Annotated in this window: 29 protein-coding genes; 11 read left to right on the top strand and 18 right to left on the bottom strand. The window is 74.0% G+C overall.

Going from position 1 to position 24,026, the window contains the following annotated elements; all coding sequences use genetic code 11:
* Positions 1-167: 167 nt before the first annotated feature.
* Positions 168-740 (bottom strand): DUF3000 domain-containing protein, encoded by a 573-nt coding sequence (locus ACTMS0_RS12700; protein WP_441155344.1) that lies wholly within the window; start codon positions 738-740, stop codon positions 168-170.
* Between the two features lie 211 nt (positions 741-951).
* On the opposite strand from ACTMS0_RS12700, the gene hemE reads away from it, so the two are divergent.
* Genes hemE through hemQ form a run of 3 tightly spaced genes read left to right on the top strand, consistent with a single transcriptional unit; the run spans position 952 to position 4,162 of the window.
* Positions 952-2,049, top strand: coding sequence for a uroporphyrinogen decarboxylase (gene hemE, locus ACTMS0_RS12695; protein ID WP_441155343.1), 1,098 nt, complete (start codon positions 952-954; stop codon positions 2,047-2,049).
* A gap of 5 nt (positions 2,050-2,054) precedes the next feature.
* The gene (gene hemG, locus ACTMS0_RS12690; RefSeq protein WP_441155342.1) at positions 2,055-3,464 is read left to right on the top strand and encodes a protoporphyrinogen oxidase; all 1,410 of its coding nucleotides are present in this window, start codon (positions 2,055-2,057) and stop codon (positions 3,462-3,464) included.
* A complete protein-coding gene (gene hemQ, locus ACTMS0_RS12685) occupies positions 3,461-4,162 on the top strand; it encodes a hydrogen peroxide-dependent heme synthase (protein WP_441155341.1) in 702 nt (233 codons plus the stop codon). Before hemG ends, hemQ begins: the two co-directional genes overlap by 4 nt.
* 70 nt (positions 4,163-4,232) lie before the next feature.
* On the opposite strand, the gene ACTMS0_RS12680 is transcribed toward hemQ, so the two are convergent.
* The 6 genes from ACTMS0_RS12680 to ACTMS0_RS12655 form a co-directional block, all read right to left on the bottom strand.
* Positions 4,233-6,542, bottom strand: coding sequence for an N-acetylmuramoyl-L-alanine amidase (locus tag ACTMS0_RS12680; protein WP_441155340.1), 2,310 nt, complete (start codon positions 6,540-6,542; stop codon positions 4,233-4,235).
* A 179-nt stretch (positions 6,543-6,721) separates the two neighbouring features.
* Positions 6,722-7,375 carry a cellulose binding domain-containing protein gene (locus ACTMS0_RS12675; RefSeq protein ID WP_441155339.1) on the bottom strand — a complete coding sequence of 218 codons (654 nt, stop codon included), beginning with the start codon at positions 7,373-7,375 and terminating at the stop codon, positions 6,722-6,724.
* A 119-nt stretch (positions 7,376-7,494) separates the two neighbouring features.
* A complete protein-coding gene (locus tag ACTMS0_RS12670) occupies positions 7,495-7,941 on the bottom strand; it encodes a GNAT family N-acetyltransferase (RefSeq protein WP_441155338.1) in 447 nt (148 codons plus the stop codon).
* A gap of 43 nt (positions 7,942-7,984) precedes the next feature.
* Positions 7,985-8,884 (bottom strand): cytochrome c biogenesis CcdA family protein, encoded by a 900-nt coding sequence (locus ACTMS0_RS12665; RefSeq protein WP_441155337.1) that lies wholly within the window; start codon positions 8,882-8,884, stop codon positions 7,985-7,987.
* A gap of 1 nt (position 8,885) precedes the next feature.
* The gene (locus ACTMS0_RS12660; RefSeq protein WP_441155336.1) at positions 8,886-9,473 is read right to left on the bottom strand and encodes a redoxin domain-containing protein; all 588 of its coding nucleotides are present in this window, start codon (positions 9,471-9,473) and stop codon (positions 8,886-8,888) included.
* Positions 9,474-9,638: 165 nt separating this feature from the next.
* Entirely contained in the window at positions 9,639-9,902 is a 264-nt protein-coding gene (locus ACTMS0_RS12655) for a Prokaryotic metallothionein (RefSeq protein WP_441155335.1), read from the bottom strand.
* Positions 9,903-10,059: 157 nt separating this feature from the next.
* Here ACTMS0_RS12655 and ACTMS0_RS12650 point away from each other — a divergent pair, with 157 nt between their 5' ends.
* From ACTMS0_RS12650 to ACTMS0_RS12640, 3 genes are all read left to right on the top strand, one after another.
* Entirely contained in the window at positions 10,060-10,335 is a 276-nt protein-coding gene (locus tag ACTMS0_RS12650) for an isoamylase early set domain-containing protein (RefSeq protein WP_441155334.1), read from the top strand.
* A 127-nt stretch (positions 10,336-10,462) separates the two neighbouring features.
* Complete coding sequence (locus ACTMS0_RS12645) at positions 10,463-11,203, top strand: lytic polysaccharide monooxygenase (protein WP_441155333.1); 741 nt, start codon at positions 10,463-10,465, stop codon at positions 11,201-11,203.
* On the top strand, positions 11,188-11,826 hold the full coding sequence (locus tag ACTMS0_RS12640; protein WP_441155332.1) for a DUF305 domain-containing protein: 639 nt from the start codon (positions 11,188-11,190) through the stop codon (positions 11,824-11,826). Before ACTMS0_RS12645 ends, ACTMS0_RS12640 begins: the two co-directional genes overlap by 16 nt.
* Before the next feature lie 5 nt (positions 11,827-11,831).
* Here the strand turns inward: ACTMS0_RS12640 and msrB are convergent, their stop codons facing one another.
* Complete coding sequence (gene msrB, locus ACTMS0_RS12635; protein ID WP_441155331.1) at positions 11,832-12,242, bottom strand: peptide-methionine (R)-S-oxide reductase MsrB; 411 nt, start codon at positions 12,240-12,242, stop codon at positions 11,832-11,834.
* Positions 12,243-12,289: 47 nt separating this feature from the next.
* Between msrB and ligD the strand changes: the two genes are divergently transcribed.
* Positions 12,290-13,315 carry a non-homologous end-joining DNA ligase gene (gene ligD, locus ACTMS0_RS12630; RefSeq protein ID WP_441155330.1) on the top strand — a complete coding sequence of 342 codons (1,026 nt, stop codon included), beginning with the start codon at positions 12,290-12,292 and terminating at the stop codon, positions 13,313-13,315.
* A 31-nt stretch (positions 13,316-13,346) separates the two neighbouring features.
* Here the strand turns inward: ligD and ACTMS0_RS12625 are convergent, their stop codons facing one another.
* Entirely contained in the window at positions 13,347-13,640 is a 294-nt protein-coding gene (locus ACTMS0_RS12625) for a hypothetical protein (RefSeq protein WP_441155329.1), read from the bottom strand.
* Between the two features lie 47 nt (positions 13,641-13,687).
* On the opposite strand from ACTMS0_RS12625, the gene ACTMS0_RS12620 reads away from it, so the two are divergent.
* Positions 13,688-14,116 (top strand): hypothetical protein, encoded by a 429-nt coding sequence (locus ACTMS0_RS12620; protein ID WP_441155328.1) that lies wholly within the window; start codon positions 13,688-13,690, stop codon positions 14,114-14,116.
* 78 nt (positions 14,117-14,194) lie between these two features.
* On the opposite strand, the gene ACTMS0_RS12615 is transcribed toward ACTMS0_RS12620, so the two are convergent.
* On the bottom strand, positions 14,195-14,638 hold the full coding sequence (locus tag ACTMS0_RS12615; RefSeq protein WP_441155327.1) for an N-acetyltransferase family protein: 444 nt from the start codon (positions 14,636-14,638) through the stop codon (positions 14,195-14,197).
* Between the two features lie 74 nt (positions 14,639-14,712).
* On the opposite strand from ACTMS0_RS12615, the gene ACTMS0_RS12610 reads away from it, so the two are divergent.
* A complete protein-coding gene (locus ACTMS0_RS12610) occupies positions 14,713-15,225 on the top strand; it encodes an ion channel (protein ID WP_441155326.1) in 513 nt (170 codons plus the stop codon).
* Here ACTMS0_RS12610 and ACTMS0_RS12605 read toward each other — a convergent pair.
* Together ACTMS0_RS12605 and ACTMS0_RS12600 are read right to left on the bottom strand one after the other, a co-directional pair.
* Positions 15,152-16,699: an alpha/beta hydrolase gene (locus ACTMS0_RS12605; RefSeq protein WP_441155577.1), complete on the bottom strand. Its 1,548-nt coding sequence runs from the start codon at positions 16,697-16,699 to the stop codon at positions 15,152-15,154. The genes ACTMS0_RS12610 and ACTMS0_RS12605 overlap by 74 nt on opposite strands.
* A gap of 148 nt (positions 16,700-16,847) precedes the next feature.
* A complete protein-coding gene (locus ACTMS0_RS12600; protein ID WP_441155325.1) occupies positions 16,848-17,957 on the bottom strand; it encodes an ATP-dependent DNA ligase in 1,110 nt (369 codons plus the stop codon).
* A gap of 136 nt (positions 17,958-18,093) precedes the next feature.
* On the opposite strand from ACTMS0_RS12600, the gene ACTMS0_RS12595 reads away from it, so the two are divergent.
* Complete coding sequence (locus ACTMS0_RS12595; protein WP_441155324.1) at positions 18,094-18,306, top strand: hypothetical protein; 213 nt, start codon at positions 18,094-18,096, stop codon at positions 18,304-18,306.
* A gap of 28 nt (positions 18,307-18,334) precedes the next feature.
* Here the strand turns inward: ACTMS0_RS12595 and ACTMS0_RS12590 are convergent, their stop codons facing one another.
* Positions 18,335-18,817 carry a GNAT family N-acetyltransferase gene (locus tag ACTMS0_RS12590; RefSeq protein WP_441155323.1) on the bottom strand — a complete coding sequence of 161 codons (483 nt, stop codon included), beginning with the start codon at positions 18,815-18,817 and terminating at the stop codon, positions 18,335-18,337.
* Between the two features lie 79 nt (positions 18,818-18,896).
* Here ACTMS0_RS12590 and ACTMS0_RS12585 point away from each other — a divergent pair, with 79 nt between their 5' ends.
* Positions 18,897-19,397: a DUF1990 family protein gene (locus ACTMS0_RS12585; RefSeq protein WP_441155322.1), complete on the top strand. Its 501-nt coding sequence runs from the start codon at positions 18,897-18,899 to the stop codon at positions 19,395-19,397.
* Positions 19,398-19,449: 52 nt separating this feature from the next.
* Here ACTMS0_RS12585 and ACTMS0_RS12580 read toward each other — a convergent pair whose 3' ends face one another.
* From ACTMS0_RS12580 to ACTMS0_RS12560, 5 genes are all read right to left on the bottom strand, one after another.
* Positions 19,450-20,367: a DNA-3-methyladenine glycosylase family protein gene (locus ACTMS0_RS12580; RefSeq protein ID WP_441155321.1), complete on the bottom strand. Its 918-nt coding sequence runs from the start codon at positions 20,365-20,367 to the stop codon at positions 19,450-19,452.
* 339 nt (positions 20,368-20,706) lie between these two features.
* Entirely contained in the window at positions 20,707-21,366 is a 660-nt protein-coding gene (locus ACTMS0_RS12575; protein ID WP_441155320.1) for a COG4315 family predicted lipoprotein, read from the bottom strand.
* 206 nt (positions 21,367-21,572) lie between these two features.
* Positions 21,573-22,352, bottom strand: a complete 780-nt coding sequence (locus ACTMS0_RS12570; protein ID WP_441155319.1) for an anti-sigma factor family protein — start codon at positions 22,350-22,352, stop codon at positions 21,573-21,575.
* Complete coding sequence (locus ACTMS0_RS12565; RefSeq protein WP_441155318.1) at positions 22,349-23,044, bottom strand: sigma-70 family RNA polymerase sigma factor; 696 nt, start codon at positions 23,042-23,044, stop codon at positions 22,349-22,351. Before ACTMS0_RS12565 ends, ACTMS0_RS12570 begins: the two co-directional genes overlap by 4 nt.
* 78 nt (positions 23,045-23,122) lie before the next feature.
* Positions 23,123-23,980: a spermidine synthase gene (locus tag ACTMS0_RS12560; RefSeq protein ID WP_441155317.1), complete on the bottom strand. Its 858-nt coding sequence runs from the start codon at positions 23,978-23,980 to the stop codon at positions 23,123-23,125.
* Positions 23,981-24,026: the final 46 nt, after the last annotated feature.

The following is a 24,026-nucleotide window of genomic DNA, read 5'->3' as shown; positions in this document are numbered from 1 at the left end:
CACCTGACAACCCTATTGCCCGCCGGGCCCCTGCTGCGCGCACCCGGCCCCGCAGCGTGTCCCCGTCCCCTGCCACACCCGCCGATCATGCACTTTCGGCCCCTGTTTCGCGCCTTCTGTGGCGGTTCGTCGGGGCAGAAAGTGCAAGATCGCGGGGAGGGGACGCGTCAGGACGGGGGGGTGCGGTGCGGGGTGGGGAGGGCGGTGACGCCGGGTGGGGGGAGGCCGGCCGTCGAGGCGAGGAGGGTGCACCAGGCGTACAGGTGGGGGGCCAGGTCGTCGTCGAGGGGTGTCCAGGAGGCGCGGATCTCGATGTCGCCCGCCGCGGGCGGCCCGGCCAGGTCGCCGAACCGGGTCGACATGGTCTGCGTGACCGTGCCGCCGATCGCCCGGTGCCGGGCGCCCTGCACGTCGAGGGCGTCGGTCAGCCACGTCCAGCCGACGCCGGGCAGCAGCGGGTCGGCGGCCAGGTCGACCTCCATCTCCGCGGTCACGTACGTGACCAGGCGCAGGGTGCCCTGCCACGCCTCGTGCCCCGCCGGGTCGTGCAGCAGGATCAGCCGGCCGGTGGCCACGTCGTCGCCGTCGCGGAGCACCGTGGCGGAGAGCGCGAACGCGTACGGCGCGAGCCGCTGCGGCGCCCCCACCTCCTCGAGCAGGATCTCCGCCCGGGGCGCCGCGGACCGGAGCCCGGCGACCGCGCGGGCGAAGGTCTCCGGGAGCGCGATCGGGGGGGCCATGCTCGAAAGCGTATGCCGCCGCCGACCCGCCGACCCGGCGGCGCGCCGGGGCGGCCGGCCGCGCCCGCCGAGCGGCTCCCGGTGTTAACCGGGGACCCTTCCGCTACCGGAGGCGTTAACAAGGGGCCCTTCCTTGCACCCGGGCGGGCGCTGCTCACAATTGGTGGCGGTGGCGGTGGGGCGCAGCGGCCGTCGTGGCACGATTGCCGCGATGAGCACCGACACCGCGGGCACCGCCGCCCGAGACGAGGACCCCCGCTCCGGCGGTCCGGCCGACTCAGCCTTCGTCCGGGCGTGCCGGCGCCAACCCGGCCCGCACACCCCGGTCTGGTTCATGCGTCAGGCGGGCCGGTCGCTGCCGGAGTACCGCGAGATCCGCGCCAACGTGGCGATGCTGGAGTCCTGCCGGCGTCCCGACCTGGTCACCGAGATCACCCTCCAGCCGGTCCGCCGGCACGGCGTCGACGCGGCGATCCTGTTCAGCGACATCGTGGTGCCGGTCGCCGCCGCCGGGGTGGACCTGGACATCGTCCCCGGCACCGGGCCCGTGGTGGCCGAGCCGGTCGCCTCCCGCGAGGACGTGGAGCGGATCCACCCGATCACCCGCGACGACGTCTCCTACGTGGACGAGGCGGTCCGTATGCTGGTGAAGGAGCTGGGCGGCACCCCGCTGATCGGCTTCGCCGGCGCCCCGTTCACCCTGGCCAGCTACCTCGTCGAGGGGGGCCCCTCGCGTACCCACGCGAAGACCAAGGCCCTCATGTACGGTGCCCCGCACCTGTGGCACGCCCTGGCCGGCCGGCTCGCCGAGGTGACGCTGGCGTTCCTGCGGGTCCAGGTCGACGCCGGTGTCTCCGCGGTGCAGCTCTTCGACTCCTGGGCGGGCGCGCTGTCCGAGGCCGACTACCGCCGCTTCGTGCTGCCGCACTCGCAGGCGGTGCTCGCCGGTCTCGCCGACGCGGGCGTGCCCCGCATCCACTTCGGGGTGGGCACCGGCGAGCTGCTGACCGCCATGGCGGAGGCCGGCGCCGACGTGGTCGGCGTCGACTGGCGTACGCCCCTGGACGTCGCGACCCGCCGGATCGGGCCGGACAAGGCCGTGCAGGGCAACCTCGACCCGTGCGTGCTGCTGGCCCCCTGGCCGGTCGTCGAGGCGGAGGTACGGCGGGTGCTGGAGCAGGGCCGGGGTGCCCCCGGTCACGTGTTCAACCTCGGTCACGGGGTGCTGCCGGAGACGCACCCCGAGGTGCTGACCCGGGTGGTCGCCCTGGTCCACGAGTTGTCCGCCCGCCCGGCCCACCAGGGCTGACCGGCATGGCGGCGCCGTGGCGGGTCGCGGTGGTCGGCGGCGGGATCGCCGGCCTGGCCGCCGCCGTCCGGTTGCGCGACCGCGCCCCCGCCGGCACCGAGATCACCGTGTACGAGCAGAGCGGCGCCCTCGGCGGAAAGCTGCGCACCGGCGAACTGGCCGGTCAGGCGGTGGAGTTCGGGGCCGAGTCGTTCCTCATACGGGACCCGGCCGGCGGGGAGTCCGCCGCCGTGGCCCTGGTCCGCCGGCTCGGGCTGGCCGACCGAATCGTCCACCCGACCGTCGGGCAGGCCGCGCTCGCCGTCGACGGCGGGCTGCGCCCGATCCCGGGCGGCACGCTCGTCGGCGTACCCGGGGACCTGGCGGCGGTGGCGACGGTCGCGCGGCCGGCCGCGGACGCCGACCGGGACAGCGGCCGCCCGCTCCTCGGCCGGGACGACGACGTCGCGGTGGGGGCGCTGGTCCGCGCGCGGCTCGGCGACGAGGTGGTCGACCGGCTGGTCGACCCGATGCTCGGGGGTGTGTACGCGGGCCGGGCCGACGGCCTGTCGCTGGCCACCACGATGCCCGCGCTCGCCCGGGCGGCCCGGGTGGAACACACCCTGGTCGGCGCGGTACGCGCCGCGCAGGCGGCCGCCCCCCGCGCGCCCGGCGCGCCGGTCTTCGGGACCCTGGCCGGTGGCCTGGGCACCCTGGTCGAGGCCGCGGCGACGGCCAGCGGGGCGACGATCCGCCGGGACGCGGCGGTCCGCGAGCTGACCCCGACCGGCGCCGGCTGGCGGCTGACCGTCGGCCCGACCCGCGACGCGGAGCACGTGGACGTCGACGCGGTGGTGCTGGCCGTGCCGGCCCGCCCGGCCGCGCGGCTGCTCGACGCCGTCGCGCCCGGGGCCGCGACGACGGTGGGCGGCCTGGACTACGCCAGCGTCGCGCTGGTCACCCTCGCGCTGCCGGAGCCGGCGCTGCCGGCGCTGTCCGGGTTCCTGGTGCCGGCCACCGAGGGGTTGCTGATCAAGGCGTCGACGTTCTTCACCACGAAGTGGGGGCACCTGCGCCGGCCGGACGGGCTCGCCCTGGTCCGCGCGTCGGTCGGCCGGTACGGGGACGAGGCGCAGCTCCAGCGCCCCGACGAGGACCTGGTCGCCACCGTGCACCGGGAACTGTCGGCGGTGCTCGGCACCCCGCTGCCCGCACCCGTCGCCGGGCACGTGCAGCGGTGGGGCGGGTCGCTGCCGCAGTACGCCCCGGGCCACCTCGACCGGGTGGCGTCCGCGCGGGCCACGCTGCGGGCGGGCCATCCGACCCTGGCTCTGGCCGGCGCCGCGTACGACGGCGTCGGCATCCCGGTCTGCGTGCGCTCCGGCGCGACGGCGGCCGACGAGATCATCACAGCACTGGGAGGTTCCGGGAGATGACCGAGCAGACCAACGCGGCCCGGCTGAAGGAGCTGAACGCCACGATCCGCTACACCATGTGGTCGGTGTACCGGGCCACCAGCCCCCTGCCGTCGCTGCGGGAGAACGTCACCGGCGAGGTCGAGGCGCTCTTCGAGGAGCTGGACGGCAAGGACGTGACGATCCGGGGCACGTACGACGTCTCCGGCCTGCGCGCCGACGCCGACCTCATGATCTGGTGGCACTCCTCGTCGAGCGACGCGCTCCAGGACGCGTACCTGCGGTTCCGGCGCACCACGCTGGGCCGCGCGATGGCCCCGGTCTGGTCGCAGATGGCGCTGCACCGGCCGGCCGAGTTCAACAAGAGCCACATCCCGGCGTTCCTGGCCGGCGAGGACGCCCGCGCCTACCTGTGCGTGTACCCGTTCGTCCGCTCGTACGAGTGGTACCTGCTGCCGGATGCCGAGCGGCGCGAGCTGCTGGCCGAGCACGGCAAGATGGCACGCGGCTACCCGGACGTGCGGGCCAACACGGTGGCGTCGTTCGCGCTGGGCGACTACGAGTGGATGCTCGCCTTCGAGGCCGACGAGCTGGACCGCATCGTGGACCTGATGCGCGACCTGCGCGGCTCCCGGGCCCGCCTGCACGTCCGCGAGGAGATCCCCTTCTACACCGGCCGCCGCCGCTCCATCGCCGATATCGTCACCTGCCTGCCCTGAGCGCGAGCCGCCCCCGAGGCGGTACGGAAAGGGGCCCCGGAGATATCTCCGGCGCCCCTTTTCGTGTGCGTCACCGGACGTAGACGAGCCCGTCCGTGATGACCCGAGGGCGGCCCGAGGTGCCGACCACCACGATCTTCACCGTGTGCCGAGCGCTGCCGGTCCAGCTCTTCGTCCAGACGATCCGACGGTACGCGGTGGTGCTGGAGCGGAGGTCCACCGTCTTGACCTTCACGCCGTCCACGTAGATGTCCGCCTGACCCGAGGTCGACGTCGTGGTGGCGATGAAAGCCACCGAGCGGCCGGTGAAGGTCCAGCTCAGCGACGCCCCGCGCGCCGTCGCCGTGAGCGCCGACCCGCCCAGGTAGTTGCTGCTGGAGTAGCCCGACCAGGTGCCCGTGCGGGTGGCATTGGCCTCGGGGATGAAGACCGGGGTCCAGGCTGCCGAGGAGGTGGCCGTGTTGCCCGCCCAGTCCTGTGCCCGCATCGACCAGGTGGTGGTGACACCCGGCTTGGTGGTGGTGGCGTACGCGCCGCTGGCGGCGAAGGTGCCGCTGGTCGGCGCGGTCAGGGACACCGACCGGACAGCCACGTTGTCCGCCGACCGCCAGGCCAGGCTCACGGGCACGACCGTGCTGCTCACCCCTCCGGTGCGCAGGGAGACGGTGGGCGCCTGCGGGAAGGTCGGCGCGGTGACGTCGGAGACGACCGCCTGACCAGCGGTCACGGCGGTACGGCCCAGCCGGTGCACGCCCCGGACCTGGACGGTGTGCGAGCCCGGGGTCAGGCTGATGCCGACCGAGCGGGCGGTGCCCGCCGCGGTCGCCGCGACCGCCCCGTCCACCAGCACCTCGAAGCGGGAGATCAGGGCGCTCGGCGTGCTCGCCGACCAGGAGACGTTCGTCGTGGACCGGACGTGGTACGTGGTGCCGTTCCTGTTGCCGGTCATGCCGGTCAGGGCGAGGCCCTGGACGCTCGCCGCCTTGTTCCGGATGATCCCGAGCTGGTTGTAGAGCGCGGTGCCGGGGCACTCGGTCGCCACGGCGTCCCGGTGCCCGGAGATCCGGTCGAAGACCACCTCCTGGCCGAGGGCGAACTTGCCGTTCACCCCTGAGGTCAGGGTGACCTTGCCGAGGGGGTCGTTGCCGTACGCGCCGAGCTTGTAGGCCGCGACGTGGGCGACCGCGTCCTGCACCACCGCCGGGACCCCGGAGCTGGTGTAGGTGCCCAGCACCGCGATCGCCGCGGTGTTGGTGTTGAAGCCGTACGTGTGTGCTCCGGTCACCGGCTTGTCGATGCCGCCCTTGCGACCTTCGAAGACGGTGCCGCACTTGTCGACCAGGAAGTTGTAGCCGATGTCGTTCCAGCCGTTGCTCTTGACGTGGTAGACCTCGATGCCCCGGACGATCGCCGCCGAGTCGGCGCAGCTGTAGGTGTTGGTGCCGGCGGTGTGGTGGACGAAGAACGCCTTGACCGTGGTGCCGTACGTCGGCGGGTCGGTGACGATCATCTCGTCGGCCTTCCACTCCGCGCGGGTCACCACCTTCGGGGTGGGGACCGGGTTGGCGGGGGCCGCGGGTGGGCTCGGCGTGGCGGTCGCGGGGGCCGACGTGGTGGTCGGTGCCGGAGCCGAGGTGGTGGTCGGCGCGGGCGCAGTGGTCTCGGACGGCGGCGGGGCCGTGGTCTCGGTCGGCGGCGGAGTGGTGGTCTCGGTCGGCGGCGGGGCGGTGGTCTCGGTCGGGGTGGGCGCGGTTGGCGCCGGATCCGTCGGCGTCGGCTCCAGCGCCCGCATCTCGGCGACCGGCTGCAACCGGTCCGCCCCGGCGTGACCCGCGTCCGCCGCTGCCACCTTGCGGCGCTTCGGCTCGCCGGGGTCCACGAGTTCCAGGCGGAGCCCGGCCGGGATCCGGTCGGTTGTCTTGCCCGAGGCCGCCACGGCTCGCACCTCGACCCCGTCGGACGGGCCGACCCAGAGCGGGTCGGTGCCACCGCGCGCCTTGCCGGTGGTCTTCTCCAATCCCGGCTCCGGACCGAAGTGGTTGTCGATGTCGAGCTCGCGCCAGTCGGACCAGTCACCGGTCACGGCCCGGGTCCGCACGGAGATCGTGCCCTTGAAGTCGACCCTGGGGTCGGTCCAGGTCACCCCGACCATGGCGAAGCGGTCCGCGTCCCGCTCCGGGATCCTCACCTCACGGCCGCTGGCGGCCGGAAAATCGACGGTGTGCAGGGCGGTGGTGACCGGTCCGTCGGCGACCCACTCGGCCTCCCCGCCGCCGAAGCCGACCGCGACCAGGGTCACGGTGCTGGCAACAGCGGTGGCCGCGACGGCGGCCCCGATCCCGGCGGCCCGGCCGCTCCAGCGAATCCCCGTCAATCTCACCGTCTCGTCCCTCCGCAAATGATCAACCGAAACAGCTCAGCGCCGTCGAGGCGCGGAGTGTTACCTCTGTCCGGTGCCCGCCGGAAGGTAGCTGCCGGCCGACCTGCGGCTGGCCGTCGGCCGGTGGCGGCCGACCGGGGCCACGCCCGGAGGGAGATGGGCGCGGCCCCGGCCGGGACTCAGGCGGTCGTGCAGGCCACGACGGGTACCGGGTTGCTGCCGTTCCAGGACCCGGTGAAGCCGAACGTGGTGCTCGCGCCGGCACCGAGGTTGCCGTTGTAGTCGACGTTGCGGGCGACGACCGTGTCACCGCTCCGGCTGACCGTGGCGTTCCAGGCCTGGGTGACCTGCTGGCCGTTGGCGAACGTCCAGCTCACCGACCAGCCCCGGATCGCCGAGCCGCCGGCGGTGACCGTCACGTCGGCCTGGAAGCCACCGGACCACTGGTTGCCGGTCCGGCCGGGCGCGTTCGCCGGGATCTGGATCGACACGCCGCCGTCGCTCTCCGGGGTCCACTGCGAGGCCGGGGTGTTGCCGATCTGGCCGACCAGCTCCAGGTTGCCCCAGCCCAGCGGTTGCGTGAGCGCGTTGAAGCCCTGCTTCGTCACGTACACGCGGATGTAGTCGGCGCCGTGACTGGCCTGGTCGTACAGGCGGACCCGGAAGTTGCTGGACACCGGCGAGGTCTTCCAGGCGCCGACCGCGTCGAGGGCGTTGTAGCGCCCGCCCTCGGTACGGCCGCCGCTGCACAGTTGCCCGTCCGGGATGGCGCCCTGGTGGTTGCCGGCGACGCCCTCCCGGAACAGGCCGTTCCAGTTCCACAGAGAGGACATGGGGCCCCCGGGGGAGTGGTCGGATCGACGACGACGCCCGGACGGCTCGGGAGTTGCCCCTCCCGCACCCGCGTCACCCGCGCGGTTGGCTCCGCCGGCAGACTCCCATATCAATCGGATTACGTCAATGCGTTCCGGCGCATGGGGGTGTGCGGGATGCCGTCCTCGACGTACTGCGGGCCGCTGACCGCGAAGCCGTGCCGCGCGTAGAAGTCGACCAGGTGCGACTGCGCCTCCAGCACGGACGGACGGTCGCCGACCTCGGCCAGGGCCGCCCTCATCAGCCGGCCCGCGTACCCGCCGCCGCGCGCCTGCCTGGCCACCACCACCCGGCCGATCCGCGCCACGCCGTCCGGGTCGGCCAGGATCCGCAGGTACGCCAGCGGCACCCCGTCCTCCTCCAGCCAGACGTGCCGGGTGCCCGGCTCGACGTCGCGGCCGTCCAGTTCCGGGTACGGGCACGCCTGCTCCACCACGAACACGTCGATCCGCAGCCGGAGCAGGTCGTGGAAGGTGCGGGCGGACAGGTCGGCGAACGAGGCGGAGCGGAGTTCGGTGTGCGGCACCCCGCGATGGTAGGCGGCGGACCTCCCCCGATCCCGGCCGGACTCAGGCGGCGTCCACCGGCTCGCCCCGGGCGGGAGCCGGGCGATCGGTGGCGTGCCGGCGGCGTACCACCGTGGCGCCGGCGGCCACCGCGAGCAGCGCGCCGGCCGCGGCCCCGACCAGCCACGGGCCGAGCCCGCCCACCCAGCCGCTGAGCGCGGTCTGCGCCCGGCCGGCGGCGTCGATCACCGGGTCGGCGGCGCCCCGCCCGGCGAAGAGCCGGATCTCGTACCAGCCGTACCAGGCCACGTAGCCGCCGGTGAGCACCAGCAGGACGCCGGCGAGGCGGCCGAGCAGCGGCGCGGCCCGCCGGGTGCGGCGCACCAGGGACTCCCGGGCCAGCGCGACGGCGAGGGCGGCGGCACCGACCACCAGGCCCATGCCGATCGCGTACGCGACGAAGAGCCCGACCCCGGCGAGCGGGCTGCCGGCCCGGAACCCGGCGACCACGACGGCCAGGAACGGCCCGATGGTGCAGCCGAGCGAGGCGACCGCGTACGCCGCGCCGAAGAGGACCATCGACCCGAAGCTCCGCCGCACCTCGGGGCCGCCGGCCAGCCGGGGCGCGATCGTGGGAAGCGCCCGGCCCGCGAGCAGCCAGCCGCCCGCGGCGACCAGGGCCAGCCCGATCGCGACCGACACCCAGGGCAGGCGGCTCGCGAGGGCGTCGGCGGCGGGACCGGCGAGCAGGCCGAACGCACCGAAGACGGCGACGAAGCCGACGGTCATCGCGGCGGTCAGGGCCAGCGCCCGGCCCACCGGCGCGAGCGGCCCGCGCGCGTCCGCCGGGCCGTCGCCCAGCACCAACACCGACAGGTACGCGGGCAGCATCGCGAAGCCGCACGGGTTGACGGCGGCGAGCAGGCCGGCGCCGAGCGCGAGACCGTAGGGGGCGTCGGGCATGTCAGCTCAGCTCGGCGACGCGTCGGCGCAGGTCGGCCTGCGACAGCGGCCCGGTGTGCACGACCTTCCCGGTCGAGTCCAGCAGCACGTAGTGCTCCTGGCTGGTCACGCCGAACCGGCGCCACACCGCGCCGTCGTCGTCGGCGAGGTTCGGGAAATCCTCGATGCCGGTGTCCCGCGCGAACCGGCGCATCGCCTCGTCGCCGCTGCCCAGCCCGGCCACCCCAATCAGGTTGACGCGGGCCGCATTGTCCCGTTGGACCGCGGCGACCGAGTCGGCGACGCCCCGGCACCGGGTGCACCAGGCGGCCCAGAACCACAGCACGGCCGGCCTGCCGGCGAGGCTGGCCCCGGCGAAGGAGTCACCGGCGATGGTCCGTGCGGTGAAGTCGAGGGTCTGTGGCACGGTCGTACCCGCGGTGGCGGTGCTGCCGGCGGGACCCGGCGCGGCGGTGGTCGGCGCGCCCGGGGCCGCGGTCGCGGTACGTCCGGGCTCGGCGCCGCGGGGCTCCTCGCCGGTGCCGGCACAGGCGGTGAGCGCCAGGACGGCGGCCAGCGCGGCCGCGACGGGTCTGGTGGTGGCGGGCATGTCCGGATGCTAACCGGACCCCGCGCCGGAGCACCCTTACCACTCGCTTACGGCGGCGGGACCCTCACGGGCCGTGGTGCTCCCCGTTGATCGGATGATGCCCGGCCGGTCGACACGCCGAGTGTCGACCGGCTGCGCATCATCCGATCATGGTCGGGTGGTCTGCTACGACGCCGGGCGGGCGCCGACGGCGTCGCGGACCTGGGCGCCCTGCTCGCCCTCCTCGGCACGGGCGCAGTGGGCGCAGCAGAAGAAGCGCCCGGACACCTCCACGCCGTGCCCTACGATCTTGATCTGGCAGTGCTCGCAGATCGGTGCCATCTTGTGAATCGCGCACTCGAAAGAGTCGAAGGTGTGCACGTCGCCGCTGACCGTACGCACCTCGAACGCCATCCAGTAGTCGTTACCGCAGACCTCACAGGTCGCCATGACAAAACCCCCGATTGTGGACACGTAACGCAAGCGTCGAACACGTGACACGCTCCGGCAACCGGAACCGGCGAACCTGATCCGGTTCCACGGCGAGTCGTCCCCGGCGTGTCGGCCGTTGGTACCGATGGAACACCCGACCCCCGGAGGAAAGACCGTGATCAAGCGCAACAGGCTCTTCGGCAACCAGACCCGCGTCACGTTCTGCCTGCCCCGCGACACCCCGCCCGGGACGGTCAGCGTGGTGGGGTGCTTCAACGGGTGGCAGCCGGGTCGGCACGAGCTGGTCGCCCGCCGGGACGGCACGCGCACGATCACGGTCAAGCTCGCGCCGGGCGAGTACCGCTTCCGGTACCTCGCCACCGGCGGGGTCTGGCTCGACGACGACTGCGCCGACCGGATCGACGAGCAGGGCAGCCTGCTGCGGATCTGACCCGCGCGCTCGCCGCCGCCGTCTCCGGGCTCACCTCCGTCGATGTTTTTATCGACAGGGGTCTTTACTGTTAACAAGGTTTAATTTACCTTGAGTGGCATCTTTCGTCCGCAAAGGAGATGCCGCCATGCGTCGAAGAATCACCCTCCCGTTGGTCGCGACGGGCGCCGTCCTGTCCTCGCTGGCCGTCGCGGCGCCGGCCCAGGCGCACGGGTACGTGTCCGGCCCGCCCAGCCGTCAGGCGCTCTGTGCGCAGAACCGGGTGCCCGACTGCGGCCAGATCAAGTGGGAGCCGCAGAGCGTCGAGGGCCCCAAGGGGCTGCGGAACTGCCACGCCGGCATCGCCCACTTCGCCGTCCTCAACGACGACAGCCGGGGCTGGCCGGCCACCAGCGTCGGCAGCACCGTCACGTTCACCTGGACCAACACCGCCCGGCACGCCACCAGCAACTGGGAGTACTTCATCGGCAACACCCGGATCGCCGTGTTCAGCGGCGGCGGTCAGCAGCCCGGCGCCACCGTGTCGCACACGGTGAACCTCGGCGCCTACTCCGGCCGGCAGAAGGTCCTCGCGGTGTGGAACATCGCCGACACTGCCAACGCCTTCTACTCCTGCGTGGATCTCCAGATCGGAGGCGGGGGCGGCCCCACGCCGACCACGCCGCCGCCCACCAGCCCGAGCCCGACGCCGACCGCCGCGCCGACCACCCCGCCTCCCGCCCCGGGCGGCACCTGGACGGCAGGCCGCACCTACCAGGTCGGCGACCAGGTGACCTACGGCGGGGCGACGTACCGGTGCCGCCAGGCGCACACCGCGCTCCCCGGCTGGGAGCCGCCGTACACCGCGGCCCTGTGGACCCAGGTCTGAGCGACCGGGTGCGGCCCCGTACCCAGAGCGGGCCGCACCCGCCGACCACGCCCTCGACGGGAGGACGCATGACCCGGCGCGTGTGCATCCTGCTGGCGGCGCTGCTTCTGACCGGCGGCTGCACGGGCGGCCCGGGCGCCGCGAGCTCCGCCGGCACCTCGCCACCGGTGGCTCCCGCCGCCACCCCGACAGCCCTTCAGGGCGTCGACGCGCCCTTCCTCACCGCGATGGTGGCGCACACCGAGCGGACACTGGAGATCGTCCGCGTGGTTGAGGGCCGGCTGACCGACGCCCAGCTCCGGACCCTGGTCGACGCGATCGAGGCAACCGAGTCCGACGAGTTGCGGACGATGCGGACCTGGCTGCGTGACGCCGGCCGGCCCACGAGCGGGAGCGGGCACGACCACGCCGGGCACGCCGACGCCGACGACCTGGCCCGCCTGCGCGGCGCGGCCCCCGCCGACGTCGACCGGGTCCTCCGGGCGGTGCTCGCCGAGCATCAACGCGCGGCAGCGGACCTCGCCCGGGCGCACCTCGCGGTGGGTGGCAGCGCACCCGTGCGCGACCTCGCCGAACGCGTCGCCCGCTCGCGTACTGCCCAGGTCGACCTGCTGGCGGGGTGAGCCGCTCAGCCCTCGCGCGGCTCCAGGCGGACCGAGACGGAGTTTACGCAGTGCCGGGTGTCCTTCGGGGTGAACCCCTCGCCGTGGAAGACGTGGCCCAGGTGGCTGTCGCACCGTGCGCAACGGATCTCCGTCCGGGCCATGCCGAGGCTGCGGTCCTCGATCTCCTTGACCCGACCCGGGATGGCGTCGTCGAAGCTCGGCCAGCCGCAGTTCGAGTCGAACTTGGTGTCGCTGGAGAACAGCTCCAGCCCACAGGCGCGGCAGTGGTAGACGCCGGGCGTCTTGGTGTTCACGTACTCGCCGGTCCACGGGGCTTCGGTGCCGTGCTCGCGCAGCACCCGGAACTCCTCGGGGCTGAGCCGGACCCGCCACTCGTCCTCGGTGCGGGGCAGTTCGGTGTCGTCGAGACTCACCCGCCAACGGTACGCCGGATGTCGGAGTCATCGCATATGGTCGCGCAATGGGTGGCACGAAGGCCGCAGTCGAGGAGATCGAGGTCGCCGGGCACCGCGTCCGGCTGAGCAGTCCGGACCGGGTGATGTTCCCTGAGCGGGGCTTCACCAAGGCCGACGTCTTCCACTACTACCTTGCCGTCGGCGACGGCATCATGCGCGCCCTGCGCGACCGGCCGACCACCCTGCAACGCTTCCCGGAGGGCATCGAGGGGGAGATGTTCTTCCAGAAGCGGGTGCCGGCCCGGGGCGTCCCCCCGTGGGTCGAGACCGCGGAGATCAGCTTCCCCAGCGGCCGGAAGGCTGCCGAGCTTTGCCCGGCCGACCTGGCCCACGTGGCCTGGGCCGCTCAGATGGGCACGGTGGTGTTTCACCCGTGGCCGGTCCGCTCCGCCGATCCGGACCGCCCCGACGAGCTGCGCGTCGACCTCGACCCGCAGCCCGGCACCGACTTCGCCGACGCCGCCACCGCCGCGGCCGAGCTGCGGGGGATCCTCGACGAGCTGGGTGTTCCCGGCTGGCCGAAGACCTCCGGCGGCCGTGGCGTCCACGTCTACCTGCGCATCCAGCCGCGCTGGACGTTCGTCGAGGTCCGCCGGGCGACCATCGCGCTGGCCCGGGAGCTGGAGCGGCGCCGGCCGGAACTGGTCACCACCGCCTGGTGGAAGGAGGAGCGCGGCACCCGGGTCTTCGTCGACTACAACCAGATGGCCCGGGACCGGACGATCGCGTGCGCGTACTCGCTGCGGGCCAACGCCCGGGCCACCGTCTCCACCCCGCTGACGTGGGAAGAGCTGCCCGACGTCGACCCGGACGACTTCGACCTGCGCAGCGTCCCGGCGCGGCTGGCCGAGCGGGGCGACCCGCACGCCGGCATCGACGACTCCGGGTGGGACATCACGCCGCTGCTGGAGTGGGCCGAGCGGGACGCCGCCGCCGGGCAGGGCGACATGCCCTATCCGCCGGACCACCCCAAGATGCCCGGTGAGCCGAAGCGGGTCCAGCCCTCCAAGGACCGCGACCGCCCCCGCTGACCGTCCGCCCGGAAACCGCCCGCCCCGTGTCTCAGCGGGGCCCGACGACCGCGTCCACGACCGCCTTGGCGGAGCGCAGGTCGGCCCCGGTGGCCTTCCGGTAGGCCGCGATCGCCTTGATCCGGTCGCCCCGGGCCAGGTGCGCCCGGACCTCCGCCGGCACCGGGTCCCGGTCGACGACCCCCAGGTGGTCCATCACCAGGGTCAACCGACGCTCCAGTTCGGCCAGACGGTACGCGGTGCGGGCGGCCTGCCGGTTGGCGGGCGCCTGCGCCAGCACGAGCACGAGCACGACGGCGACGAGCAGAAGGGTGACTGCGTCCATGAGGCGATCGAAGCAGGTGCATGCCAGCGTCCGGCACACTGGTCGACATGACCCCCTCGACCGGTGTGATCCGACGGCTGATCGGCGTCTACCACGCCGACGGCGGCCTCCGTGGTGAGCTGGCGTACCTCATCGGCAAGCTCCGGGGCACCACGGAGTGCGCCCTCTGCGACATCACCCACCGGGGGTTCGGGCCGAAGCGGGAGTGGCGCGACCTCGTCCCCACCCTCGGCGTCCCGATGCACCTGGTGCACCTCAACGAGCGCAACGCCGACGTCCACGCCGCGAGCGAGGGTCGTACGCCCTGCGTGCTCGCCGTGACCGACGGCGGGCCGGTGCTGCTGCTCGGGCCGGCCGAGCTGGCCGAACTGGACGGCAGCGTGGCCCGATTCGTCGAGCGGGTCCGGGACGCCGCCGAGGAGGCGGGCCTGCGCTGGCCGGAATCACGGGACGGGCGGCCGGCGTCGACGGCCTGACGGCTGACCGACCCGGCACGCGGCCTCCCGGCACGCCGCACGCCTCGCGATGCCGACTGCCTCCGCCCCGCGCCGGCGTCAGAGGGCCAGCTTCATGCCCTCGTGGCTCGCCACGAAGCCGAGGCCCAGGTAGAAGCGGTGCGCGTCGTGGCGGGACTTGTCGGTGGTGAGCTGGACCAGCCCGCAGCCACGGGCCCGCGCCTGGTCGATCGCCCAGGTGATCATCTGCCGGCCGAGCCCGCGCCCGCGCTGGTCCGACCTCACGCGGACCGCCTCGATGAGCTGCCGCTCGGTGCCGTGCCGGCCCAGCCCCGGGATGTAGGTGAGCTGCATGCACCCGAGCAGCTCACCGTCGGCGTCGGCGACGATGAGCTGGTTGCGCGGGTCGGCGGTGATGTCGGCGAAGGCGCGCTCGTACCGCTCGTCGACCCCGCCGTGGTCCCGCGTCCGGCCGAGCACGTCGTCGGCGAGCAGGGCGATGATGGCGGGAAGGTCGGCCCGGACGGCTTCACGGAAGATCATGCGGCCGAGCTTGACACAGGGACACCGACGGATGTGCGGGCGGTGGTTGCGGACAGCGGGCAGCATGATGCCCCATGGACGTCCTCCTGCTGCCGTTCCGGTGGATCTACCGGGGGCTGATCTGGTTCGCCAACTCGCCGCGGACGCTGATCACGTCGTACCTGCTGATGATCGTGATCGCCGGCGTCATCTACGGCGAGGTGGAGAACCGCACCCCCGGCGACGCGGTGTGGTGGGCGGTGGTGACCGCCTCCACCGTCGGCTACGGCGACATCTCACCGGAGAGCTGGGCCGGGCGCACCCTGGCCGCGCTGCTCATCTCCACCATGGTGCTGCTGGTCATCCCGCTCATCACCGCGCACTTCGCCAGCCGGCTCATCGTCGACGACGACGCCTTCGAGCACGACGAGCAGGAGCAGCTCAAGGCGGACATCCGTCGGATGCGGGCGCTGCTGGAGGAGATCGCCACGCGGCACGGCATCGACCTGCCGGACCTGCCGCCGGAGCACCCGGTCAGCGGGCCGGGCAGCGCAGCCCCTCCCTGGGAACGGTCAACGAGATCAGGTAGGCGTCGACCGCCGCGGTGACGCAGGACGTCTGCGGGTAGGCGGTGTGCCCCTCGCCCTCCCAGGTCAGCACCCGGCCCACCCCCAGCATCCGCGCGAGTGCCGGCGTCTGCTCGTACGGGGTCGCCGGGTCCCCGGTCGTGCCGACGACCAGGATCGGCGGCGCGCCGTCCGCCCGTCCGGTCGGGTACGGGTCCCGACCGCCGGGCCACTCGGTGCAGGAGAGCATGCCGACGGCGAGCGCCGGCCCGAACAGCGGGTACGCCTCCCGCCACCGCGTCTGCAGCTGCCGGATCTGCTCCCGGCTCGGCTTCTCCTCCTCGTCGGCGCAGTTCACCGCGAGGTTGGCGTCGAACAGGTTCGAGTACGTGCCGTCGGGCTCCCGGCCCGCGTACGCGTCGGCGAGGCGGAACACGTGGGTCGGGTCGCCGCCCTCCAGCTCGTCGATCGCCCCGGCCAGCTCCTGCCAGCCCGACTCCGTGTAGAGCGAGGAGACCACGGCGTAGAAGATCCACCCCGGGGTCGCCTCCCGGCCGCCGTCGCCCCGGACGGGGGACACCCGCGCCTTGTCGATCGCTGACGTGACGGCCGCCCGGGCGTCGGGTGCGATCGGGCAGCGGCGGCCGGCGTTGGCGGCGCACCACCGGGAGAAGTTGGTGAACGCCCGCTCGAAGCCCTTGGCCTGGCTCTCCGAGGAGGCGATCAGGCCCTGCCGCGGGTCGACCGCCCCGTCGAGCACCAGCGCCCGGACCCGCTGGGGGTACAGCTGGGCGTACGTGGCGCCGAGCAGGGTGCCGTACGAGTAACCCAGGTAGGTCAGCTTCTCGTCGCCGACCGCCGCCCGGACCGCGTCCATGTCCCGGGCGGCCTGCTCGGTGCCGTAGAGCGGCAGCTGGTCGCCGTACCGGTCCCCGCAGCCGCGCCCGATGCGCTGGCTGAGCGTGACGAAGCCGTCGAACGCCTGCTGGCTCTCCGGATCGGGGTCGTAGCCGAAGCTCGCGTCGAGGTCGTCGTCGGAGATGCATTCCACGGGGCTGGAGCGGGCGACGCCGCGCGGGTCGAAGCCGACGATGTCGAAGCGCTCGGTGACCGAAGCGGGCAGGCCGCCCAGCGCCGAACCGAAGGACAGGTAAACGGCCGTGTCCACGCCCGATCCGCCGGGACCGCCCGGGTTGATCACCAGCGAGCCGATCCGGGCCCGCTGTTTGGTCGAGCGGGCCCGCAGCAGCGCGATCTCGAACGTCTCCCCGGCGCCCGGGCCGGAGGTGGCGCCGGTGCCACCACCCCAGTTGCGCGGCACCTCGATGCGGGCGCACTCGTACCGCATGTCCGGCGCGGTGCGGCCGACCAACTCCTCGGCCACCTCCGGGCAGGCCCGCCAGGCCGGTGCCGTGCCCGGGGCCGCGGCTTCGCCCTCGACATCCGTCCGCGGAGCGAACGCCGGCACGGTGCAGCCGGCCAGGACCAGGGTGGCGGCGACCAGGCCGGCCAGGATTGGAGACCGTCGGGAAACCCGGGGGCGAGCGAGGCGGATCACCGGCTGGACCCGCCGCAGCCGCCGCGAGGTTTCCCGACAGTCTCCTGGCCGGCGGGCGGAAGTGCGAACCACGAGCGCGCCTTTCGTGATCGGGATCGTGGCCAGGCTACGCCGGCCCGGACGCGGGGCCGACGCTCGCCGGATCACCCCGCAGCACCTGGTCCACGTCGAAGCGGACCGGACGGTCGAGCTGGTCGTAGCGGCAGGAGCGGGGGTCCCGGTCCGGCCGCCACCGGACGAAGCGGGCGGTGTGCCGGAACCGGTCGCCCTCCATCGCGTCGTAGCCCACCTCGACGACGAGCTCGGGGCGCAGCGGCTCCCACTCCAGGTTCTTCGTGCCGGTCCAGCGGCTGACGCCGCCCGGGATGCGCTGGCCGCGCTCGTGGTCGCCGTGCACCCACGGGTGGTCGGCGCCGGCGTCCCGGTACGGCTCGAGCTCCGCCAGCAGCTCCTCACGCCGGGCCATGGTGAACGACGCGCTCACCCCGACGTGGTGCAGCACGCCCTCGTCGTCATAGAGGCCGAGCAGGAGCGAGCCGACCACCGGGCCGGACTTGTGCCAGCGGAAGCCGGCCACCACGACGTCGGCGGTGCGCGCGTGCTTGACCTTGAACATCAGCCGTTTGCCCGGCTCGTACGGCAGGTCGGCCGGCTTCGCGATCAGCCCGTCGAGCCCGGCGCCCTCGAACAGGTCGAACCAGCGGTGCGCCGTCTGCGGGTCGGTGGTGATCTGGGTGACGTGCACCGGCGGCCGGACCCCGGCCAGCGCCGCCTCCAGCCGGGCCCGGCGCTCCGGGTAGGGCTGGTCGAGGAACGTCTCGTCGTCCAGCGCGAGCAGGTCGAACGCGACGAAGTCGGCGGGGGTGGTCTCGGCCAGCAGCTTCACGCGGGACGCGGCCGGGTGGATGCGCTGGGCCAGCAGCTCGAAGTCGAGCCGGGGCTGACCACCCGGCCCGTCGCGCCGGATCACGATCAGCTCGCCGTCGACCGCGCAGCGTTCGGGCAGTTGCCGGCGCGCCTGCTCGACCACCTCCGGGAAGTAGCGCGTCATCATCTTGCCGCCCCGGCTGGCCAGCTCGACCTCGTCGCCGTCGCGGAACACGATGCACCGGAAGCCGTCCCACTTCGGCTCGTACGTCATCCCGGGCGCGGTGGGGACCCGCGGGACGCTCTTGGCGAGCATCGGCTCGACCGGTGGGGTGATCGGCAGCTTCACGGCGACCAGTCAACCAGACGGCGCCGACAACCGTGAGGAGGATCACCGCCGGCCGGCGGGTGGCCTGTCCCTCGGCGTCCCCCTTCGTCGTCCTCAGGGCAATCGGGAATCCGCAGGTCAGAGCTACTTTCGCGAGGTGCCGGAGTGGGTCTGTGGGTGCTGCGGGCGGTGGCGGGTGAGTGTCGAGCTGATCCGCGGCCGCTACCGGTACCGGCTGGTGCACCGCTACCCGGAGAGGTTCGGCGGGGGCAAGAACGTGCTCGGCGAGGTCGGCACGGTCGACGAGCTCGCCGAGCTGTTGCGCCGGCGTACGCCGCTGGAGCTGGCCGACCTGCGCGAGGCCGCCTGAGCGACCGTCGGTCTCGACAGCCCGCCGCTCAGCAGCGGAGCGTCACCGGCTTCTCCAGCAGGGCCAGCCGGACGCCGTTCGGATCCGGCTCGTGCCCCACGACCCGGTAGCCGTGTCGCTGGTACAGCCGGAGGTTCTCCTCGCTGTCCGCCCCGGTGAACAGGGCGAAGCGGCAGACGCGCGCGGCCACCACCGCCTCGACCGCCCGCAGCAGGCGCCCGCCGATGCCCCGGCCCTGCTGGTCCGGGGCGACCGACAGCCGGCCCACATGGGCGATGTCCGTCTCGACGCGGACCCGGACGGACCCGACCAGCCGGCCGCCGAGCCGGGCGGTGAGGACGCTCTGCGGCCCGGCCAGCACCGCGCGCACCTCGTCCAGCGTCTCGGTGAGCGGCGGCAGGAACGGGTCGGCGTAGCGCTGCGCCTCGGTCAGGTAGGCGGCGCGCTGCACGGTCAGGATCTCCCCGGCGTCGGCCGGGGTCCCGGGGGCGATCAGCGGTGGTGCGGTCACGCGGCCCAGCCAACCACAGGCCGCCGGGTCCGCGGTGCCCCGCGTACCGGGGGTGAACGCGTCGTGGCACTGTGAACCCGTGCCCGACCTGACCTACGCCGAGGTGGGTGCGACGCGTGACGGTCCGCTGCCCGCCGGTTACCACCACCTGCGGCACCGGGTCCGCCTCCCGGAGGGCGCCTTCGCGGTCGCCGCCGAGGCGGTCCTCACCTGGCGGCTGCACCGGACGGCCGGGGTGCGGATGCGTACCGAGGCCACGCGCGCGGCACCGGGTGTCGCCGTCACCGCGGGCCTGGGCGTCGGTCCCCTCCGGATCTGGGGCCCCTGCGAGGTGGTCTGGACCGAGGACGGCCCGGAACGGGCCGGCTTCGGGTACGGCACCCGACCGGGCCACCCGGAGCGTGGCGAGGAGGCGTTCCTGGTCAGCCGGGACGCCGCCGGCCACGTCTGGTTCGAGGTGGTGGCATTCAGCGTCCCGGACCGCTGGTTCGTGCGCGCCGCCGGCCCGGCGGCCCGGGGCGTGCAGCACGCGTACGCCTGGTGGCTGGGCCGGACGCTGCGCCGCCTCTGCGCCCGCTGACCGGTCGCGCGTCCGGCCCGTCGCGCGCCCAGCCGGCCGGGCGCGACACGGCCTAGAAGCGCGCGAAGGAGCGGATCGGTGCGCGGGGGCCGAACTTCGGCGCCTGGATGCCGGCGGCCTCCAGCAGGACGCAGACGCGGCCCCGGTGCCCCCGGAACGGCTCCAGCAGGGCCAGCATCCGGGCGTCGTCTCCGCGCGGCTCCCCGGCCAGCGCCCAGGCCACCGTGTTCGGTACGTGGTAGTCGCCGACGCTGACCGCGTCCGGGTCGCCGTACGCGACGCGCACCACTTCGGCGGCGGTCCACGGCCCGATCCCCGCGACGGCGGTGAGCCGGCGGGTGGCCTCGGCCGAGTCGGCGCAGCGTTCCAGCCGGTCGGCCACCGCGGCGGCCCGGCGCAGCGTGTCGGCGCGGCGCTGCTCGACGCCGAAGGGATGGAAGACCCAGTACGGGGTGGCGGCCACCGCCGCCGGCTCCGGCGGGAGCAGCAACGGCACCGGACCGGGAGCCGCCGCCCGGAAGTGGCGGACGGTGGCGGCGTACGCCCGGTAGGCCTCCTTGCCGGTGACCTTCTGTTCGAAGATGGCCCGCAGCAGCCGGGGAAACACCTGGCCGGTGGTGGGCATCCGGAGCCCCCGTTGCCGGGCCGCCAGCTCGGCCACCACCGGGTGCGCGGCGGCCAGCTCGGCGAACCCGCTCAGGTCGTCCCGGAGCCCGGCGACCGCGTCGGCCCGCTCCACCACCCAGTCCGCGCCGGGGCCGTACCCCTCGGCCACCAGGTCACCGGCGGCGGGCCGCAGGGCGAGGGTCGCGGGTCCGGCCGGGGTGCGGGTGGCCCACCAGAAGGTCCCGGCGGCGACGCGCGCGCAGGGGTCGTACGGGCTGAAGGTGAGGGATCGGACCGACGCGGCCAGCCGGTACCCGGCGGGCGGGCGCAGCACCCGGCGGGCGGAGGGTTCGGTCCCGGTCACCCGGACATGCTGCCACGCGCGGGGCAGGTGACGGACGACACCGCCGGCGCCTTGGGCGCCGACGGTGTCGTCCTTACCGGGCGGACCGGCCGGAATCCGGCCGTGGGTGCGGGTTGGGGGGACCACGGCGGGCCGCCTGCCGGCGTGGGCGGCCTGCCGCCCACGTCCGCGCCGGGGGCTGCGCGACGGCCGGGGACCGTCGCAGCGCGGCGCCGGCCCGCGGGACGGGCCGGCGCCGCGGTCGGACGCGTGGGCGTTGCCGGTACGCCGGGCGTCCGGATCTGGCGGCGGTGGCCGGCCGGCCCTCCCTCCTCCGACCGGCCACCGGGTCCGGATGGGTCAGTACGAGTAGTCCGAGCCCTCGTCCTTCTCCGCGTCCGACGGCGGCGCGACGGGCTTCGGCGTGCCGGTCGGGAGGCAGGTCAGGTTCTTCTTGCCGTCCGGGGCGACCACGAACCAGGTCCCGCCGACGCCCTGGCCCTTCCACTGGCCGGGCTTCTTGTCGCCGATGTAGCGGTACAGCGGCCAGCCGTCCAGCGTGATCTGCCGGGTGCCGTCCTGGCGCGTGATGGTGCCGACCAGGTCGTCGGTGACGTTGTTGAGCTGCGGCTCACCGTCGGTCAGCGCCGGCGGCCACACCTCCGCGCACTTGTCGACGCAGTTCGAGGCCGCCGGGTCGTTGGTGTCCTTGTCGAAGCGGTACAGGATCCACCCGTCCTGGTCGGTGACCACACTGCCCATCCGGGCGACCTTCTTGCCGATGAGCCGCTCGGTGAGATCGACGTTGGCGGGCGGCTGCTGTGGGGCGACGTCGTCCGCCGGCGGTGCCGCGGACGCGGTCGCGCTCGCCTCGGGTTCGACAGCCGCGGTGGGCTCGGCCGCGGCGACGGCGACCGGCTCGGCGGCGCTGGAGTTCGCCCCGTCGTAGCCCGCGGGAGCGCAAGCCGTAAGTGCGACCATCGCACTCGCGACGATGACGGTCCGCTTCATCTGTGCCACGTGCCCTCCTCATTCTTGGCAGTTCACCCGGTAATACGACCGATGTGCTGTCAAGGTTGAATGTGGAACAGTGGCCAATTTCACTCGGGGTCGATTGAACCGATCGGCCCCGCGATTCGTGTGTGGACGCGGGAAGCAATTCTGTAAAAGGGAACGGCTGATCGGCGCCGGCCAATGTGGCCGGCGCCGATCCGTTGCGGTGCCCGTTACTTCATGGGGACGGTCACCAGCGGGCTCGCCACCCCGTTCACGTCCACCGACTGCACCTGAAGGTGCTTGATCTGGTCGGCCGACGTCGACGTGGCGGCGGCCAGCTCCAAGGGGATGGAGTTGGTGTTCGTGCCGTAGCCGCTGCGGGGCACCGACCAGGTGGAGATGATCTCGCTGGTGTTGTTGTTACGGACGACGACCAGGCGGCAGGTGCGCGGCCCGGGCAACTTGCCGAGGGCGAAGGTCACCCGGGTTCCGAAGTCCTTGCGAGCTACCCAGAACGTCGCCTCCACCCCGGTGCTCGGGTCGGTGACCGACGTCTGCTCGCCTTCGATCGGGGTGCCACCGATGCCAGGACCGGACCGGGTCGGCCCCGGAGCCGGCGGGCTGGTCAGGACGGTGTTGGACGGCTCGGCCAGCACGCCCCTGGGAGCGCTGTCCTCCACGATGTTGGCGAAGCCCACCCCGGTCAGCCCGCCGAAGACCGCCACGGCGGCGGCCGTGGCGAGCACCTGCCGGAACCGCGTCTTCCGCCGGTGCGCCCGGACCGCGACCAGCGTCCGGTCCAGCAGCGCCGGATCCGTCTGCGTCTGCTCCAGGACCGTCATCGTCTCGCCGTCGATGCCGGAGAGCAGCCCGACCACCGGCACCATCGTCTCCAGCTCGGCCGCGCAGGCCCAGCAGGTGGCGAGGTGCTCCTCGAACCGCTCCGTGTCGTGCTCGTCCAGCACGCCGAGCGCGTACGCGGCGACATCCATGTGGTCCGCCCGGCTCATTCCGTCACCCCCCGTTCCTGCAGAGCCGTGCGCAGGGCGCGCAGCGCGTAGTAGACCCGTGACTTCGCCGTGCCGAGCGGAAGGCCCAACTCCTCGGCGGCCTCCGGGACCGTCCGGCCCCGAAAGTAGGTCGCGACCAGGATCTCCCGGTGCGACTGACTCAGCGTACGCAGCGCGTCCGCCACCGTCATCGTGCGCAGCACCCGGTCGGTGCTGTCCGCCTCGGCGAACGCGGTCAGGTCCCGGTCGTACGTCTCGGCCGGCCGGGCCTCTGCGCTGCGGTGCTCGTCGATGGCGATGCGGCGCGCGACGGTGACCAGCCAGGGCCGCAGCGAGCCCTGCCCCTGCGCGCCGAGCCGGTGCGCGTTGCGCCACGCCCGCAGCAGCGTCTCCTGGACGATGTCCTCCGCCCGCTGCCGGTCCCCACCGGTCAGTCGCATGACGAAGGCCAGCAACGGCCCGGCGTGCTCGGCGTAGAGCAGCCGGACCAGATGGTCTGAATGGCTCGCCTCGGCGGACGGCGCCGCCTGGTGGCGTCCGGGAGCGGGTCGGGGCGTCACCGGCCCATTCTGGCGAGGGACCTGTCGTGCGTCGACCCCGCGAGCAGACGCGCTCGGCCGTGACTGGGAACGCGCGGACATCCAGCCCGTACGCACCCTGTCACCGTGCCAGCCGGCCGCCACCGCATGCATGCAGACCTCCGGGAGATGACTGCGGCCGTCCCCCCACGGGCAGGCCGCCCGGTGGTACGCACGGCGTGGCCGGACGGATCAACGGCGGACCGAGAAAATTCCCGGCGGCGGTGGCGTCGAGTCGGTGGCATCGGCGTCGTGCACCACCGGAGCGCCGCCGGCGAACCGGTCCAGCTCCTCGCCGGCGACGACGCGGCCGGGGAACCAGTCCCCGGCGACCCGGCGGGTGAGCTCCGGCAGCGGCGGGTCGGCACGGCCGGCGAGCAGCACGAGGTTGCCGTAGCGGCGGCCCCGCAGCACGGCCGCGTCCCCGATCAGCGCGAGACGGGGCAGCACCGACCGGACCGTGGCGACCTGACGGCGGGCGTGCCGCAGCGGCGGGCCGTCGGCGACGTTGGCCAGGTACCAGCCGTTCGGCCGGAGCACGCGGGCCACCTCGGCCGCGTACTCCACCGAGGTCAGGTGGGCCGGGGTGCGGGCACCGGCGAACACGTCGGCGACGACCACGTCGACGCTTGCGTCGTGGGTGCCGGCGAGCACCGCCCGGGCGTCGGCGACCCGGACGCGGAGCCGGGCATCGGACGGCCAGGGCAGTTCCCGGCGGACCAGGTCCACCAGGGCGGCGTCCACCTCGACCACCCGCTGCGTCGAGCCGGGGCGGGTGGTCGACACGTAGCGGGGCAGGGTGAGCGCGCCGCCGCCCAGGTGCAGCACCCGCAGCGGTGCGCCGGCCGGCGCGAGCAGGTCGATCGCGGCGGCGAGCCGCCGTACGTACTCGAACTCCAGGTGGGTGGGGTCGGCGAGGTCCACGTGCGACTGCGGCGCGCCGTCGAGCAGCAGCGTCCACGAGCCCGCCCGGGCCGGGTCGGGCACCAGCTCGGCCCGACCGGTGTCGACCTCGGCGACGATCCGGTCGGTGGCCCGCTTCCGGCCCATCAGCCGCGCTCGCCGGCCGCCGGCAACTCGGGCGCGGCGTCCGGCC

Origin of the sequence: Micromonospora sp. H33 (genome assembly GCF_052068455.1) — a bacterium.
Taxonomy (GTDB): domain Bacteria; phylum Actinomycetota; class Actinomycetes; order Mycobacteriales; family Micromonosporaceae; genus Micromonospora.
The sequence above is the reverse complement of the archived record's forward strand: the minus strand, read 5'-3'. Positions and strand labels throughout refer to the sequence as shown.

What these genes read in the sequence shown, in the direction of transcription:
- ACTMS0_RS12700 (WP_441155344.1), bottom strand. Translation starts at nt 740, where the DNA reads ATGGCCCCCCCGATCGCGCTCCCGGAGACCTTCGCCCGCGCGGTCGCC.
- hemE (WP_441155343.1), top strand. Translation starts at nt 952, where the DNA reads ATGAGCACCGACACCGCGGGCACCGCCGCCCGAGACGAGGACCCCCGC.
- hemG (WP_441155342.1), top strand. Translation starts at nt 2,055, where the DNA reads ATGGCGGCGCCGTGGCGGGTCGCGGTGGTCGGCGGCGGGATCGCCGGC.
- hemQ (WP_441155341.1), top strand. Translation starts at nt 3,461, where the DNA reads ATGACCGAGCAGACCAACGCGGCCCGGCTGAAGGAGCTGAACGCCACG.
- ACTMS0_RS12675 (WP_441155339.1), bottom strand. Translation starts at nt 7,375, where the DNA reads ATGTCCTCTCTGTGGAACTGGAACGGCCTGTTCCGGGAGGGCGTCGCC.
- ACTMS0_RS12665 (WP_441155337.1), bottom strand. Translation starts at nt 8,884, where the DNA reads ATGCCCGACGCCCCCTACGGTCTCGCGCTCGGCGCCGGCCTGCTCGCC.
- ACTMS0_RS12660 (WP_441155336.1), bottom strand. Translation starts at nt 9,473, where the DNA reads ATGCCCGCCACCACCAGACCCGTCGCGGCCGCGCTGGCCGCCGTCCTG.
- ACTMS0_RS12655 (WP_441155335.1), bottom strand. Translation starts at nt 9,902, where the DNA reads ATGGCGACCTGTGAGGTCTGCGGTAACGACTACTGGATGGCGTTCGAG.
- ACTMS0_RS12645 (WP_441155333.1), top strand. Translation starts at nt 10,463, where the DNA reads ATGCGTCGAAGAATCACCCTCCCGTTGGTCGCGACGGGCGCCGTCCTG.
- ligD (WP_441155330.1), top strand. Translation starts at nt 12,290, where the DNA reads ATGGGTGGCACGAAGGCCGCAGTCGAGGAGATCGAGGTCGCCGGGCAC.
- ACTMS0_RS12625 (WP_441155329.1), bottom strand. Translation starts at nt 13,640, where the DNA reads ATGGACGCAGTCACCCTTCTGCTCGTCGCCGTCGTGCTCGTGCTCGTG.
- ACTMS0_RS12620 (WP_441155328.1), top strand. Translation starts at nt 13,688, where the DNA reads ATGACCCCCTCGACCGGTGTGATCCGACGGCTGATCGGCGTCTACCAC.
- ACTMS0_RS12615 (WP_441155327.1), bottom strand. Translation starts at nt 14,638, where the DNA reads ATGATCTTCCGTGAAGCCGTCCGGGCCGACCTTCCCGCCATCATCGCC.
- ACTMS0_RS12610 (WP_441155326.1), top strand. Translation starts at nt 14,713, where the DNA reads ATGGACGTCCTCCTGCTGCCGTTCCGGTGGATCTACCGGGGGCTGATC.
- ACTMS0_RS12570 (WP_441155319.1), bottom strand. Translation starts at nt 22,352, where the DNA reads ATGAGCCGGGCGGACCACATGGATGTCGCCGCGTACGCGCTCGGCGTG.
- ACTMS0_RS12565 (WP_441155318.1), bottom strand. Translation starts at nt 23,044, where the DNA reads ATGCATGCGGTGGCGGCCGGCTGGCACGGTGACAGGGTGCGTACGGGC.
- ACTMS0_RS12560 (WP_441155317.1), bottom strand. Translation starts at nt 23,980, where the DNA reads ATGGGCCGGAAGCGGGCCACCGACCGGATCGTCGCCGAGGTCGACACC.